A 14,960-nucleotide genomic window follows, 5' to 3' on the forward strand; every position below is an offset into this window, starting at 1 on the left:
GCGCGTTCACCTCGGTTTCACCTGCGCGTGCGGAACCTCGGCCAAGGTCGAGACCGACCGGCGGGATCAAACCCGTCGGACCAGGACAATCCGCGCGCGCCGGAGCGACCCGTACCGTACGGAGCACGCGGAAGCAGCACGATCCCCAAGGAGAAGGTGTGCCCGAATCCGCGCCCCGCCGCCGTCCGCTGCCGTTGATCGGCGAGGTCGGAGGAGGCCGTTCCCGCGCAACGTGCAAGCTGCGCTGTGGCGACGCGTGCTTCCACCCCGCGCCCAACACGAGTGACAACGCCTACTTCGGCGACATCTTCGCCAAGGCCCTCTCCCGCCGCACCGCGCTCCGCGCCGGTGCGGCCGCCGCGGGTGTCGGAGCCCTCGGCCTGGCCGCGTTCAGCCCCGCCGCCGCCGACCCCCGCGGCGGGAACCGCCCCCACCCCGCCCCGCGCCCCACCTTCAAGAGCGTCCTCCCCAACACCGACGACAAGGTCACCATCCCCCAGGGCTACGACCAGCACGTCATCATCCGCTGGGGCGACCCCGTCCTGCCCGGCGCCCCCGAGTTCGACGTGTACAACCAGACCCCCGAGTCGCAGGCCCAGCAGTTCGGCTACAACTGCGACTACGTCGGCTTCCACCAGCTCGACGACGACCGCGCCCTGCTGTGGGTCAACCACGAGTACACCAACGAGGGCATCATGTTCCCCGGCTACACCAACGGGGCCTCGGCGACCGAGGAGCAGATCCGCATCGCGATGGCCGCCCACGGCGGCTCCATCGTGGAGCTGGAGCGCGAGGGCCGCACGGGCAAGTGGGTCGTGTCCAAGGGCGAGCGCGCCTTCAACCGCCGCATCACCGCCGACACCCCCATCCGCCTGACGGGTCCGGCCGCCGGGCACCCCCTCCTCCAGACCGCCGAGGACCCCACCGGCACCCTGGTCAGGGGCATGCTCAACAACTGCGCGGGCGGCATGACCCCGTGGGGCACCTTCCTCACCGCCGAGGAGAACTTCAACCAGTACTTCGGCGGCGCCGCCGGGACCCGGGAGACCTCCCGCTACGGCCTGGGCACCGGGCTGCCCAGCCGCCGCTGGGACCGGGTGGAGGAGCGCTTCGACCTGTCCAAGCACCCCAACGAGGCCAACCGCTTCGGCTACATCGTCGAGGTCGACCCGCTCGACCCCGGCTCCGAGCCCAGGAAGCGCACCATGCTCGGCCGCTTCAAGCACGAGGGCGCCACCACGCGCCTGGCCGAGGACGGCCGCGTGGTCGCCTACATGGGCGACGACGAGCGCTTCGACTACATGTACAAGTTCGTCAGCGCCAAGAAGTACGTCGAGGGCTCGCGGCGCCACAACCTCACCCTGCTGGACTCGGGCACCCTGTACGTGGCCCGCCTGAGCGGCAACAGCCCCGCCGAGGAGTTCGACGGCTCCGGCGCCCTGCCCTCCGACGGCGAGTTCGACGGCACCGGCGAGTGGATCCCGCTGTGCACCGACACCCAGAGCTTCGTCGACGGCTTCAGCGTCGCCGAGGTGCTCATCTACACCCGCCTGGCCGCCGACGCCGCGGGCGCCACCAAGATGGACCGCCCCGAGGACTTCGAGCCCAGCCCGGTCACCGGCAAGGTCTACCTCGCCCTGACCAACAACTCCGCCCGTGAGCCCGGCCAGGCCGACGAGCCCAACCCGCGCGGCCCCAACCGCTACGGCCACATCCTGGAGCTCGTGGAGGACGGCAACGACGCCGCGGCCACCTCCTTCTCCTGGAACGTGCCGCTGGTGTGCGGCGACCCCGAGGACGACAGCACCTACTACGCGGGCTTCGACAAGTCCAAGGTCATGCCGATCTCGGCGCCGGACAACCTGACCTTCGACGCCGACGGCAACCTGTGGATCTCCACCGACGGCCAGCCCGGCAGCCTGGGGATCAACGACGCGCTGCACGTGATGCCGGTCGAGGGCCGCTTCCGCGGCGAGCTCAAGACCTTCGCCACCGTCCCGGTGCGGGCCGAGGCCTGCGGTCCCTTCATCACCAAGGACAACAAGACGGTCTTCCTGGCCCCGCAGCACCCGGGTGACAACGGCACCTTCGACGCGCCGACCAGCACCTGGCCCGACGGCGACATGCCCCGTCCGTCCGTGGTGTGCATCTGGCACTCCAAGGGCCGCGACGTGGGCAAGTAGCCCCGGCCCCGCCCTCCCGCCCGGGAGGGAGCGACCACCGGCTCCGGCTTCCATCGTGGGGGAGGTCGGGGCCGGTTCTCCGTGTCCGGACCGGTCACGTCCGGTCCCGGCGGGTCCGAGGGGAGGCGGGCCGGGGGAGGGGCGGCCCCTCAGAGCACCTTCTCGAAGCACAGCGAGGAGGGGCAGTCGGCGTAGGCGCCGAACGGGGGTATGGGCGCGTAGCCGGAGCGGGTGTAGAAGCGCACGGCGTCGGGCTGGCGGTCGCCCGTCTCCAGGCGCAGGCACTTCCAGCCGCGCTCGCGGGCCCGGTCCTCCAGCGCCGCCAGGACCAGCGCCGCGGCGCCCGACCCGCGCCGCTCGGGCCGCACGTACATCCGCTTGACCTCGCCCGCGGCGTCGCCGAGCTCGCGCAGGCCGCCGCAGCCCACGGCCGCGCCCTCCGCGTCGCGGGCCACCACGAACACCGCGACGTCCGCGGCGGAGGGGGCCGTGCCGGGCTCGGAGTCGGGTGTGCCGTACCGTTCGGCGATCTCGGCCCGCTGAGCGGCCCGCAGGGCACGGGCGTCGGGATCGTCCCAGGCGACTTCGTCGATGTGCATGGGTGTCACGCTAGCGACGCCGTGTTTCCATCATGTGAAACCCTGCTCGGCGCCCAGATTCGCCGTAAGTACGAGGTCATCGGGTGCTGGGCCTCTCTCGTCGCACCAGCGACGTTTCCGGCCCGACCATCAGTCGGTGAGGGCCTCGCGCATCACCCGGAACTTGGACTCGGTCTCGGCCAGCTCCGCGTGCGGCTCCGAGCGCGAGACGATGCCGCACCCGGCGAAGAGCCGGGCGCGCGCCCCGTCCACGCGGGCGCTGCGCAGCGCGATGCCCCACTCGGCGTTGCCCGCGCCGTCCAGCCAGCCCACCGGACCGGCGTAGCCGCCGCGGTCCATGCCCTCGACCTCCTCGATCAGGCGCATGGCCACCGGGGTCGGGGTGCCGCCCACGGCCGCGGTGGGGTGCAGGGCGGCCACGGCCTCCAGCGCCGACACCCCGGGGGACAGGCGGGCGCGCACGGGGGTGGCCAGGTGCTGCACGTTGGCCAGCTCCAGCAGGCGGGGGCGGTCGGGCACGTCCAGTTCCTCGGTGAGCGGTTCCAGCGCGGTGCGCAGCGAGTCCACGGCCATGCGGTGTTCGTCCACGTCCTTGGCCGAGGCCAGCAGCTCCTCGCCCAGGCGCCGGTCCTCGTCGGGGTCCTGGCCGCGCGGGCGCGTTCCGGCCAGCACGAGCGAGGTGAGCTGGTCGCCCTCGCGCCGCAGCAGCAGTTCCGGGGTGGCCCCCACCATGCCGTCCACGGAGAAGGTGAAGCAGCTGGGAAAGCGCAGACGCAGCCGCTCCAGCAGCGTGCGCACGTCGATGGGGGCGTCGGCGTCGGCGAGGGCGTCGCGGGCCAGCACGGCCTTGTCGAGCCCGCCCGCGCGGATGCGCGCGACGGTGTCGGCCACGGCGGACGCCCACCGCTCCCGCGACAGCGAGCCCCCGCTCCAGGAGACCGGGCCCACGGGTCTGGGCTCGGGCGCGGGGTGCAGCAGCTCGGGCGGGTGGGCGCCGGGCTCGTCGGCCACGGTGGTCAGCCAGGTGCGTCCGCCGCGCCGTCCCAGGAGCACGCGCGGCACCGCCAGCGAGGAGCCCGGGGAGGTGGGGGCGAAGGTGAAGGTGCCGAAGGCCACCAGGCCGGTGCCGGGCAGGCCGACCCCGTCCTCGACCTCGGCGTGCTCGCGCAGGCAGTCCAGCCAGCGGGCCGCCTCGGTGAAGCGGGTGGTGTCGGTGGGCTCGGCGCCGGCGGGTGCGCCGCCCAGGTCCAGCCGCGCGGCCCGGCCCCAGCCCACGATCCCCTCGTCCCCCGTCAGCCAGGCCAACGGCGATCCCGCGGGCAGGTGGCGGACCAGACTGCCGGTGAGGTCACGCAGGGCGACGGTGCGGACGAACAGCTTGGGCGGGCTCAGGGCGGCGTTCACGGTCTCCGAGTCTAGGACCTCGTCTGGGGCGGTGTGTCCGGATCCTCCGAGGTGGCGACGTTGCGGGGAGCACCGTGCCCGGGGATCCGCATTGTGCCCGACGTGTCGGCATCGGCGCATAGGGGGTGTTCGTGGAGGTACGGGGTGTTCTGTCGGGGCGCCGTGGTTGACAGGCGCGGTCCACAGCGGTGGCCGCCGGGCGCGCCGGTGTCCCGTGCGGCCTTTCCGGGAGTGTGCTCGGGGCGTGCGCGGAGGGCGGTCCGCCGTCCTCCGCCCGTCCCCGGCCGGGTCCGGGGGCGGGCGCCCTCCCTTACCCTGGTTCGCGGCGCGGCGCCGGGGTTGAGGGCGGTGCGCGGCACCCCGCTGAGGAGGACCAGAACCATGCACGTGGCACGTGCCCTGCCGCGCACCGCGGCCCGGTGGGCGGCGACGGCGGTCGCGGTCACCGCCCTGTCGACGGCCTGCGCCCTCCAGGGTGCCGACTCCCCGGACGGGCGGGAACCGGGCGCGTCCGCCGGCCCCTGCCAGGAGCAGGCGGACCGGCACCGGATGCGCGGGGCCTGGCTGACCACCGTGCGCAACATCGACTGGCCCTCCGAACCGGGCCTGCCGGCCGACGAGCAGCGCGCCGAACTCGACGCCTACCTGGACGACGCCGCGGCCCTGGGCCTCAACGCCGTGTTCCTGCACGTGCGCCCCACCGCCGACGCGGTCTACGCCTCCGAACTGGAGCCGTGGGCCCGCTACCTCACGGGCGAGCAGGGCGGCGACCCGGGCTACGACCCGCTGGAGTACGCCGTGGCCGGGGCGCACGAGCGCGGCCTGGAGCTGCACGCCTGGTTCAACCCCTACCGGGTCGGCTTCCAGGACCCCGACGTGGAGAGCCTGGTCCCGGAGCACCCCGCCCGGCGCAACCCGGACTGGATGGTGCGCTACGGCGACGAGGCCTACCTCGACCCGGGCAACCCCGAGGTCCGGGCATGGGTGACCGGCGTCATCATGGACGTGGTCGAGCGCTACGACGTCGACGGCGTGCACTTCGACGACTTCTTCTACCCCTACCCCAAGGCGGGGGAGGAGTTCGACGACGACGCCACGTGGCGGGAGCACGGCGACGGCTTCGACGACCGCGACGGCTGGCGCCGCGACAACGTCAACCGGCTCGTCGCGGGCGTGCACGAGCGGATCCAGGAGACCAAGCCCTGGGTGCGCTTCGGCATCTCCCCGTTCGGCATCTGGCGCAACGACACCAGCGACCCCACCGGTTCGGCCACCTCGGGCCTGGAGTCCTACTCGGCCCAGCACGCCGACACCCGCGCCTGGATCCGGGAGGGGACGGTCGACTACGTCGCGCCGCAGCTGTACTGGCACCGCGGCTTCGACACCGCCGACTACGAGGTGCTGGCCGACTGGTGGTCGGCGGAGGTGGAGGGCACCGGCGTGGACCTGTACATCGGCCAGGCCGCCTACCGGGTGGGCGAGGACGGCTGGACCGGCCGGGACGCGCTCAGCGCCCAGCTCGACTACTCCGGCGCCCTCCCCGGGGTCGGCGGCGACGTCTACTTCTCCATCAAGAACCTGCGCACACAGGCCGCCGACGCCTACGCCGCGCTCTCCGCCGCGCACTACGGCCAGCCCGCCCTGCCGCCGCGCGCCCAGGCGCCCGGGGAGCGGGGGCCGCTGGCGGGCGCGGTCGGCGACGTCACCGCCCGCGACGCCGACGGCCGCGTCGACGTCGCCTGGGAGGAGGCCGAGGGCGCCCGCTTCTACGCCGTCTACCGGCTGCCCGCGGACCTCGCCCGGACCGCGTCCGGCCCCGGGGAGGCGCGGTGCGCCGCCCTGGCCTCCGCCGACCTCGTGGGCGTCACCGGGCGCACGGAGCTGTCCGACACCGCTCCGCTGGACGGGGGCGCCGGGTACGTGGTCACCGCGCTGGACGACTACCGCGCCGAGGGACCGCCCAGCGCCGTCGCCGACGTGCGCCGCTGAGGGGTCCGCGCCGGAGGCGGTCCGGCCGACGGTCGGGCGGGCTCCCGATCGGCCCCGGTTCCCGCTGGACCCTGATCGGCCGTGGTTCCCGGCCGACACCGCTTCCGGGGCGCCGCCCGGAGCGCCCGCGTGGGGCCTCTTCGTCGCAACGTCCAGCCTTCACTCGTAGGAAGGCGGCATGTGCCAGCCGATAGTCTATTTCCGGCTAGCTTGTGCGGGAGCTAGGTTGGTGCCATGCCGACCTTCCAGATCAGTGAGGCCGCCGACCTGCTCGGCGTCAGCGCCGACACCGTCCGGCGGTGGGTGGACTCCGGACGCCTGGCCGCCACCCGCGACGGGTCCGGTCGGCGCCTGCTCGACGGCGCCGACCTCGCCGCGTTCATGCGCGCCGGGGCCGACGAGGACCCCGGCCGCGGCGTCTCCTCGGCCCGCAACCGCTTCCGCGGCCTCGTCACCGAGGTCGTCCGCGACCGGGTGATGGCCAGCGTGGAGATCCAGGCCGGTCCGCACCGCGTGGTCTCCCTGATGAGCCGGGAGGCCGCCGACGAACTCGGACTGCGGGTGGGCACCGTCGCCACGGCGGTCGTCAAGTCCACCAACGTCGTCGTCGAGACCGCCGGGGGCGGCCATGCGTGAGTCGGCCCGGCGGTCGCTGTGCGTCCTGGCGGCGGTCGCGCTCGGCGCCACCGCCTGCGCGGCCGGGGAGGAGCGGGAGCGGCTGCACGTCTTCGCCGCCGCCTCGCTCACCGACGTCTTCACCGGCCTGGCCGAGGGGTTCGAGGACGCCCACCCGGGGACGGAGGTGACCCTCAACTTCGCGGGCAGCGGCGACCTGGCCGTGCAGATCACCTCCGGAGCCCCCGCCGACGTCTTCGCCGCCGCCGACACCGCCACGATGGCGCGGGTAGCCGGGGAGGGCGGCGTGGACCCCGCCTGGGCCGCCGAGCACGGCGAGCGGGGCGCGGTCTTCGCCACCAACACCCTGCGCATCGCCGTGCCCCCGAACAACCCCGCCGGGGTCGGCGGCCTGGCCGACCTGGCGGAGGAGGACGTCGCGGTCGCCCTGTGCGCCGAGGAGGTCCCCTGCGGGGCGGCCTCCCGCACCGCCACGGACGCCGCCGGGGTCGAGGTCACCCCCGTCACCTACGAGGAGGACGTGCGCGCCGTCCTGACCAAGGTGGAACTCGGCGAGGTCGACGCCGGGCTCGTCTACGCCACCGACGTCGCCGCCGCCGGGGACCGCGTCCGGGGCCTGGAGTTCCCCGAGGCCGACACGGCGGTCAACGCCTACCCCATCGCCGTCCTGGCCGGGGCCGCCGACCCCGGCCTCGCCGCCGCCTGGGTGGACCTGGTCCGCTCGGAGGCGGGGCGGGACGCCCTGGCCGCGGCCGGGTTCGGTGCCCCGTGACCCGCGGCCCCCGGCCGCGGGAGAACCCCGCCGCCTCCGCGGGGAGGGCACGGCGCGTGCGCTCCGGACGCTCGCCCTGGATCCTCGTCCTACCCGCGCTCACCGGCCTGGCCCTCCTGGTGCTGCCCCTGACCGGCCTGGTCGTGCGCGCCCCCTGGTCCACCATGGGAGAGCGCCTCGGCGACCCCGCCGTGCTGACCGCCCTGGGGCTGTCGCTGTCCACCGCCACCGCCGCCACCGCCTGCTCCCTGCTGCTGGGGGTGCCGCTGGCCTGGCTGCTGGCCCGCACCGAGTTCCCCGGCCGCCGCCTCGTGCGCGCCCTGGTCACGGTGCCCCTGGTGATGCCTCCCGTGGTCGGCGGCGTCGCGCTGCTGCTGGTGCTGGGCCGCAACGGGATCCTCGGCCGCCACCTGGACGCCTGGTTCGGGGTCACCGTCCCCTTCACCCCCGCCGCCGTCGTCCTGGCCCAGGTCTTCGTCGCCATGCCGTTCCTGGTGATCAGCGTGGAGGGCGCGCTGCGCGGCGCGGACCGCCGCTACGAGGAGGCCGCCGCCACCCTGGGCGCCAGCCGGGCCGCCGTCTTCACCCGCGTCACCCTGCCCATGGTGCTGCCGGGCGTCGGGGCGGGCGCCGCCCTGTGCTGGGCGCGGGCCCTGGGCGAGTTCGGGGCCACCATCACCTTCGCCGGGAACTTCCCCGGCACCACCCAGACCATGCCGCTGGCGGTGTACGTGGCCATGCGGCACGATCCCGAGGCGGCCGTCGTGCTCAGCCTCATCCTGCTACTGGTGTGCCTGGCGGTCCTGGCCGCCCTGCGCGAGAGGTGGACGAACACCTGATGGCCCCGCCCGACGCACCCCGCACCCCGGGCCCGGACCGGTCCCCGCCACCCGTGCTCGACGCCCGCCTGCGCCTGGAGCGGGACGGTTTCGGCCTGGACGTGGACCTGGAGGTCGGGCCGGGGGAGATCCTCGCCCTGCTGGGCCCCAACGGCGCGGGCAAGTCCACGGTCCTGCGCGCCCTGGCCGGTCTGGTACCCCTCACCGGCGGCCACGTGCGCCTGGACGGGCGCGAGGAGACCGCCACCCCCGTGGAGCGCCGCCCCGTCGGCGTGGTCTTCCAGGACTACCTGCTCTTCCCGCACATGAGCGCCCTGGACAACGTCGCCTTCGGTCCGCGCCGCCAGGGCCTGTCCCGGGCCGGGGCGCGCGAGCGGGCCTCCGCGCTGCTCGCCCACATGGGCCTGTCCGAGTACGCCCGCGTCCGCCCCCGACGGCTCTCCGGCGGCCAGGCCCAGCGGGTGGCGCTGGCCCGCGCCCTGGCCGTGCGCCCGCGCCTGCTGCTGCTGGACGAACCGATGGCCGCCCTGGACGCCAGCACCCGCATCGACGTACGGGCCCGGCTGCGCTCCCTGCTGGAGGGGTTCGACGGCGCCACGGTGCTGGTCACCCACGATCCGCTCGACGCCATGGTGCTGGCCGACCGGATCGCGGTGGTCGAGGGCGGCCGCGTGGTCCAGCAGGGGCCGCCCGCCGACGTGGCCCGGCGCCCGCGCACGGCCTACGTGGCGCGGCTGGTGGGGCTGAACCTGTTCCGGGGCACCGCCGAGGGCACCACCGTCACCCTGGACCCGGCCGCTCCCGCCGTTTCCGCTGGCACCGGCGCTCCTCCGCCGGAGGACGCCGGGGCCGCCCGGGTGGAGGTGCACGAGGCGCACCACGGTCCCGCCCTGGTGGCCTTCCCGCCGCGCGCGGTGGCGCTCTACCCTCGGCGTCCGCAGGGCAGCCCGCGCAACGCCTGGCACCTGACGGTGGAGGGCACGGAGCGGTTCGGCGACCAGGTGCGGGTGCACCTGGCGGGGCGGCCCTCCCTGGCCGCCGACATCAGTCCGGCGGCCCTGGCCGAGCTGGGCCTGACCCGCGGGGACCGGGTATGGGCCCAGGTCAAGGCCGCCGAGGTGGAGTGCTATCCGGGCTGAGACGCGGTCCCAAAGCGATGAAAAGCCGCATAAACCTACCCAGTGACAGCAGATAAAACCAGTCCTGGAAAACCTGTGCACATCTGGATATCTCCCCCTGCCGCTGGGGAGACTGTTAGGACACCTGGCGACGACAGTCCTTCCCCCAGCGGCTGAGGAGGGTGCCATGTCCCTGAGAGAGCACGAGAGAAGAATCCTCGAGGAGATCGAGCGCCAGCTCAGCGAGGAGGAGCCGGAGCTTGCCGGACGCATGGAGTCCTTCGGTTCGGGGGACCCCGACGCTCCGGTGGACCCCGGACTGACCAGCTGGAAGCCGTGGGTGGCGTGCGGCCTCATCGCCGCGGTCACCGCGGGCCTGCTGGTGCTGCTCTTCGTGCTGACCCCGAGTACCCCGCAGCCCGCCACGCCCGTGCCCACCGGGACCTCGGAGACCACCGGCGGCACGGTGCCCGATCCCGACCCCGTGGACGCCGACCCGGCCGAGTCCGTCGGTTCCCCCTGACCGGAACCGGGACCCCTTCGCCGGGCCGCACCCACCCGCGACACGCGAGGGCGGGCGGTGCGCACCGAGACCCGGTACGCACCGCCCGCCGTCGTGTCCCGGGACCGCCGGAGCTCTCGATCCGCCTCCCCGGACACGGGCGGGCGCCCCGGAGAGCGTGCGTCCGCAGCGACCGCGGACGGCGCCGGCACACCGCGCTCCGGAGCCGCCGACCCCGGAGCGGTCTCAGGAGCCGTAGCCCAGGATCTGGGTCCAGTAGGTGCTCCTGTCGGTGACCACCACGCCCACACCGGTCTCCTTGACGTCGCAGTTCGTGAGGCTGTTGCCGGGGCCCGTGTGCCGGGTCCAGGCCTTCACGGCCTCCTCGGCGGTCTCGAAGCCGCTGGCCACGATCTCGCCCGCGGTGCGGGAGTAGCCCTTGCCGTGGGCGCGGTCCCGGGCCGAGCTCCCCGGGAAGAAGCCCGTCATGGAGACCGACCCGTCGCGGGCCAGGCTGTGGCTGTGCTCACGGGCCGCCTCGGCCAGTCGTGTGTCGACCTTGAGCGCTGTGCACCCGGCCTTCGACCGCTCCTTGTTCACCAGGCGCACGACGGCTGCCTCGGCCTCGGGCCAGGGGTCGCCGTACCCGGTCAGGTCGCCCCACGGCGAGGGCACGTCCGTTCCGAGCGGGGGCGGGGCCGCCCCGGGCGCGGTGACGGACGCCGGGGCGCCGGTTTCCCCGAACACGTCGGGGTCGGCTGCCGCCGCCGACGCACCGGTGCAGCACAGGGCCAGCACCGTCGCCGCGAGAACGGATCCTCGCACCAAGCGCTTTCGCATGTCTTCTTCCCTCTCCTGCGCGGGAACCCCCTCCTCGGGCCGTGCCCGCGCACACCAGGGGCGGACGGCCCGCGGGCCGCCCGCCCCGAAACTCACTCGGCCGCGCTGCTGGTCCGGTCCACCGTGGCGCCCTTGTCCGTGGCGGTGTAGGTCACGTACTCGTAGGTGACCCCGCCGTCCTCGTCCACGTGGCTGCGGACCACGGTCATGGTGGCGCCCCTGGCGTTGGCGGCGCCGAAGTCGTGGTGGAAGCTCGCGTCGGCCATCGCGACCGAGGGCGCGCCCAGTGCCAGGCCGCACGCCACGGCGGTCAGGGACAGGCCTCGTCGTAGTAGGGCCATCGGTCCTTCCCCCTTCTCGGAACGGTAGGACAACGCCTGTCGGGCGCGGCGGCCCGGTCGGCCACCGCGCCCGACAGGACCGGTGCGCCTAGTACGCGGCGCTGAACACGTTGTGGGAGGCGGCGCCGTGGGGGCCCGCCCAGCTGGAGTTCTTGTGGTAGAAGGAGCCGCCACCCCAGTGGTCGCCGTCCTTGCCCTTGCCGTCACCACCGCCGTGGCGGTGGCCGTGCCCGTCGAAGGCGGCCGCCGTCACGCTGTGGTTGGCGGCGCCGTGGACGCCGGCGGCGGTGGCCTCGGCGCCGAAGAAGCTGTCGGCCATGGCCGCGGCCGGGGCGCCGAAGGCGAGAGCCGGGACGGCGACGGCGGCGAAGGCGATCCGGGTGAGAGACTTGCGGTTCATCCTGTGTCCTTTCGAGGCGGACCAGCGCTCTGCCGGTCCGATGGCGCGGGTCCCCCCATCTCGACCCTCGGGGGAACCGTTCACCTGGCGCCATCCGTACATCTGCCCCCGAGTGACATGTTATTAACTCTTAGTATTAGTCAAATAACTCAAAGTAATAATTGGTCGTTTTGGGGCTGCTTTTCCCCGCTCACAGTGGCCCCGACGACGGAAACGGCGACAATGCCCTCCGTCCAGCGTGGCCCCGCCGGGGAGGCGCGGCCCCCGGAAAGCCGACGGCGCGCACCAGCCGGGCTGGTGCGCGCCGTCGTTCGGCCCCGCGGGCGGGCTCAGAGGGCGTTGGTGAACTTGGCGGCCAGCGGAGCGGCCACGGCCGAGCCCCCGCCCCCGCCCTCGACCACGACGGCGAAGGCCACGTCGCCCTTGAAACCGATCATCCACGCGTGGCTGGGCAGCTCACCGTTCTCGTCGGCGTCCTCGGCGGTGCCGTACTCGGCCGTGCCCGTCTTGCCGTACACCTCGCCCTGGAAGGGCACGTCCTTGGCGGTGCCCTCGGTGACGACCGCGCGCATCATCGTGCGCAGCGCGTCGGCGTTGGCGACGGCCCGCGGCTCGGGCAGGCCCTCCCGCACGGGGTCGGTCACCAGCACCGGGTGGCGCCAGGAGCCGTCGGCCACCGCGGCGGGCACCGTGGCCATGTGCAGCGGGGAGGTGAGCACCTGGCCCTGGCCGATGCTCTGGGCGCCCAACAGGACGTTGCCGTCCGGCGTGGGGAAGGACGGCTCGAAGGTGGGCACGCCGATGTCCAGCGGCGCGTTCATGCCGAACTGCTCGGCGCTGGCCCGCAGCGCGTCCGGGCTGAGCCGGTCGACGACCTGTTGCACCAGGGCGGTGTTGCAGGAGGTGGCGAAGGCCTCGGTCACCGACTGGGCGCCGTACTCCGCGCCCCCCGCGTTGCGGAAGTTCCAGCCGCCCGGGTCGAACTCCTTGGGGCAGTCCATGACGGTGTCCATGGTCATGCCGCTGTCCAGCAGGGCGCTGTAGGAGACGACCTTGAGCGTCGAACCGGGTTCGTACTGTCCCTCGAAGGCCCGGTTGAACCCGCCGGGCACGTTCACCGCGGCCAGGACCTCCCCGGTCGAGGCGCGCACGGCCACCATGCCCGCGGGCTTGGCGGAGTCGATGATCGCGTTGGCCGCCGCGTTGTGCACGGCCATGTCGATGCTGGTGACGATGTCCTCGCCGTCGGAGCCGTCCAGGGAGGCGACGGTGTTCTCCTCGGTGGCCTCCAGGGAGTCGGGGTCCTCGGCCTGGGCCGCGTCGACCATGAGGATGGTCGTGGCGGCCTCACCCGCCAGGCGCTCCTCGTAGGTGCTCTGGAGGCCGCCCACGCCCACGGTGTCGCCGACGCTGTAGGCCGGCCCGAGCCGTTCGACGTCCTCCTCGGTGGCCTCGCCCAGGGAGCCCACGATCATCTGCAGCGAACCGGAGACGTCGGGGGTGTCCAGCCGGGTGCCGTCGGCGGCCAGGATCCGACCGCGCTCGCCCCACACGGTGGTGCGGACCAGGACCTGGCCCTCGCCCAGCCCGGGGTAGGCGACCTCGGGGGAGAAGTCCACCCACCACTCGCCGTCCTCGCGCACCAGCGGGAGCTCGCCCTCCCAGCCCCAGTCGCCGGCGTTGGCCAGGTCCACGGTCACCTCGTAGGAGGCGCTGCCGCTGCCGCCCTCGGTGCTCGGCGCGGTGATCTCCACGTCGATCGACTCCACACCCAGGCCGGCGTCGATACCGCTCATGACCCCGGCGGCGTCGCCGCCGGTGGTCACCGCGGCCAGGCGATCGTAGTCCTGGGCCTCCCAGGCGGCCTCGTACTCGGCGGTGGTCTCCTCGGGCTGGGGCAGCGTCAGGACGTACCAGGACGCCGCGCCGCCCACGAGCAGGAGCACCACCACGGCGGAGACCAGGCCGATCACCAGTCCCCGCCGCGACGCGCGCCGGGGCGGGGGAGCGTCGTCGTAGTAGTCGTCTTCCGGGTGGTCGGGGTCGTCCGGGCCGCCGGGGCCCGAGTCGCCGTGGTAGAGGTACGCGTAGTCCTCCCGGGGGCGCTGGCCGGGGGCGGCCCCGTCCTCGGGCGCCTCGTGGGAGTAGCGGGGTTCCTGTTCGTGGGGGGCCTCGCGGGGATGGGAGGCCGCACCCGGGTCCGGGTAGGAGGGTGTGCCCGGGTAGGGGGTGTCGCCCCACTGGTAGGGCTCCCCGTGGTAGGGGTCGTCCTGTCGGGGGCCCTCGTCCCAGGCCTCCCCGTGTCCGCTCGGTACTTCCGGGCCGGGCCGGTCCCAGTCCCGGGTTCCGGCCTCCGCGGCCGACTGCCGGTCCTGGCCGGGGGCCTCCTGCCACGAGTCCTGGTCGGGGGTCTCCTGCCACGGGTCCGGAACGGGGGCCTCGGATCCGGTACCGCTCCAGCCTCCGGAGGGCCCCTGCGCCGAGGGGTAGGGGGTGTCCCAGTCCTCGGACGGGGCCTGGCCCGCGCGGTCGGCGTCCCAGGAGTTCCCCGGGGTGTCCGAGGTGTCGCGGGGGGCGTCCCAGGGGTCCCGCGGGGTCTCCCAGGACTCGACGGGGGCGTCACGGGAGTCCCTCGGCGCGCCCCAGGAGTCGTTCGGAGTCTCCCGGGGTTCGTCGGAGGCGCTCCAGGGCTGGCCGGGAGCGTCCCAGGACCCACGGGAGGTGTCCCAGGAGTCCTGCGGGGTGCCCGAGGAGGTGTCCGGGGCGCCCCAGGAGCCGCCCGGGTTCTCGCGTGAAGCCGCCGGATCCTCCCAGGGCCTCCCCGGGGTGTCCCAGGAGTCGGAGGAGCCGCGGGTACCCGCCCCGTGCCGGGGCCCGCCCCATGTCCCGCCTCCGGAGGAGGACTCCCCGCCCGCGGGAGCGGACTGGTCGCGGGGCGCGTCGTGCGCGGGTGCCGCTGGCGCGGAGGGCCCGTAGCCGCCGAAGCCCCCCGTGTCGGTCCGTGCCGGGCCCGGGGGGCGCTGGGGGATGCGGTAGGGGTTCTCGGGGCGCGGGGCGCGCGCCGCCGTCTCGTCCGACTCTTCGGGCGGCCCGGAGGAATCCGGCTGCCGGGGGGACCGTTCGTCCACGCCTGACCGTCCTTTGCTGGGTGTGCGGTGAATACCAGAATGCCCCGCTCCCACCTCGGTGGGAGCGGGGCACGAGGATGAGGGTCGGCATGGCGGTCGCCTCTCGGCGCGGGGCACAACGGGGCTCCTGGCCGTACGGTCCCCGCCCGGAGGCGGGGCCGCACGCGGTATTCCGCGAAGGCAATAGTTGAGGCCCGGGGGACACTTGC

General features: G+C 74.4%; 13 protein-coding genes. 7 read left to right on the forward strand and 6 right to left on the reverse strand.

The genetic code is table 11. The features are described from left to right. The first annotated feature begins 158 nt into the window (after positions 1-158). Positions 159-2,183 carry a PhoX family protein gene (locus FYW95_RS21960; protein ID WP_159945211.1) on the forward strand — a complete coding sequence of 675 codons (2,025 nt, stop codon included), beginning with the start codon at positions 159-161 and terminating at the stop codon, positions 2,181-2,183. 149 nt (positions 2,184-2,332) lie between these two features. Here the strand turns inward: FYW95_RS21960 and FYW95_RS21965 are convergent, their stop codons facing one another. Together FYW95_RS21965 and FYW95_RS21970 are read right to left on the reverse strand one after the other, a co-directional pair. Continuing rightward, complete coding sequence (locus FYW95_RS21965) at positions 2,333-2,782, reverse strand: GNAT family N-acetyltransferase (RefSeq protein WP_159945210.1); 450 nt, start codon at positions 2,780-2,782, stop codon at positions 2,333-2,335. A gap of 129 nt (positions 2,783-2,911) precedes the next feature. Next, positions 2,912-4,186 (reverse strand): isochorismate synthase, encoded by a 1,275-nt coding sequence (locus FYW95_RS21970; RefSeq protein WP_159945209.1) that lies wholly within the window; start codon positions 4,184-4,186, stop codon positions 2,912-2,914. Between the two features lie 381 nt (positions 4,187-4,567). On the opposite strand from FYW95_RS21970, the gene FYW95_RS21975 reads away from it, so the two are divergent. The 6 genes from FYW95_RS21975 (at position 4,568) to FYW95_RS22000 (ending at position 10,063) form a co-directional block, all read left to right on the forward strand. Beyond that, positions 4,568-6,175, forward strand: a complete 1,608-nt coding sequence (locus tag FYW95_RS21975) for a glycoside hydrolase family 10-like protein (protein WP_159945208.1) — start codon at positions 4,568-4,570, stop codon at positions 6,173-6,175. Between the two features lie 234 nt (positions 6,176-6,409). Next, positions 6,410-6,811 carry a TOBE domain-containing protein gene (locus tag FYW95_RS21980; protein ID WP_159945207.1) on the forward strand — a complete coding sequence of 134 codons (402 nt, stop codon included), beginning with the start codon at positions 6,410-6,412 and terminating at the stop codon, positions 6,809-6,811. Then, positions 6,804-7,583: a molybdate ABC transporter substrate-binding protein gene (gene modA / locus FYW95_RS21985; protein ID WP_159945206.1), complete on the forward strand. Its 780-nt coding sequence runs from the start codon at positions 6,804-6,806 to the stop codon at positions 7,581-7,583. Before FYW95_RS21980 ends, modA begins: the two co-directional genes overlap by 8 nt. 56 nt (positions 7,584-7,639) lie before the next feature. Further along, complete coding sequence (locus FYW95_RS21990) at positions 7,640-8,422, forward strand: ABC transporter permease (RefSeq protein WP_236568086.1); 783 nt, start codon at positions 7,640-7,642, stop codon at positions 8,420-8,422. Further along, positions 8,422-9,561, forward strand: coding sequence for an ABC transporter ATP-binding protein (locus tag FYW95_RS21995; protein ID WP_159945204.1), 1,140 nt, complete (start codon positions 8,422-8,424; stop codon positions 9,559-9,561). The genes FYW95_RS21990 and FYW95_RS21995 overlap by 1 nt, the downstream gene beginning before the upstream one ends. Positions 9,562-9,727: 166 nt before the next feature. After that, complete coding sequence (locus FYW95_RS22000; protein WP_159945203.1) at positions 9,728-10,063, forward strand: DUF3040 domain-containing protein; 336 nt, start codon at positions 9,728-9,730, stop codon at positions 10,061-10,063. Positions 10,064-10,288: 225 nt separating this feature from the next. Here the strand turns inward: FYW95_RS22000 and FYW95_RS22005 are convergent, their stop codons facing one another. The 4 genes from FYW95_RS22005 to FYW95_RS22020 all read right to left on the reverse strand — a co-directional run bounded on the left by FYW95_RS22005 (position 10,289) and on the right by FYW95_RS22020 (position 14,751). Continuing rightward, entirely contained in the window at positions 10,289-10,882 is a 594-nt protein-coding gene (locus FYW95_RS22005) for a CAP domain-containing protein (protein ID WP_159945202.1), read from the reverse strand. A gap of 92 nt (positions 10,883-10,974) precedes the next feature. Further along, positions 10,975-11,223: a hypothetical protein gene (locus tag FYW95_RS22010; protein ID WP_159945201.1), complete on the reverse strand. Its 249-nt coding sequence runs from the start codon at positions 11,221-11,223 to the stop codon at positions 10,975-10,977. A gap of 88 nt (positions 11,224-11,311) precedes the next feature. Further along, entirely contained in the window at positions 11,312-11,623 is a 312-nt protein-coding gene (locus FYW95_RS22015) for a hypothetical protein (RefSeq protein WP_159945200.1), read from the reverse strand. A gap of 329 nt (positions 11,624-11,952) precedes the next feature. Next, on the reverse strand, positions 11,953-14,751 hold the full coding sequence (locus tag FYW95_RS22020) for a penicillin-binding transpeptidase domain-containing protein (protein WP_236572273.1): 2,799 nt from the start codon (positions 14,749-14,751) through the stop codon (positions 11,953-11,955). Positions 14,752-14,960 lie beyond the last annotated feature (209 nt).

Source organism: Nocardiopsis sp. FR4 (assembly GCF_009830945.1).
In the GTDB taxonomy this organism is placed as follows: domain Bacteria; phylum Actinomycetota; class Actinomycetes; order Streptosporangiales; family Streptosporangiaceae; genus Nocardiopsis.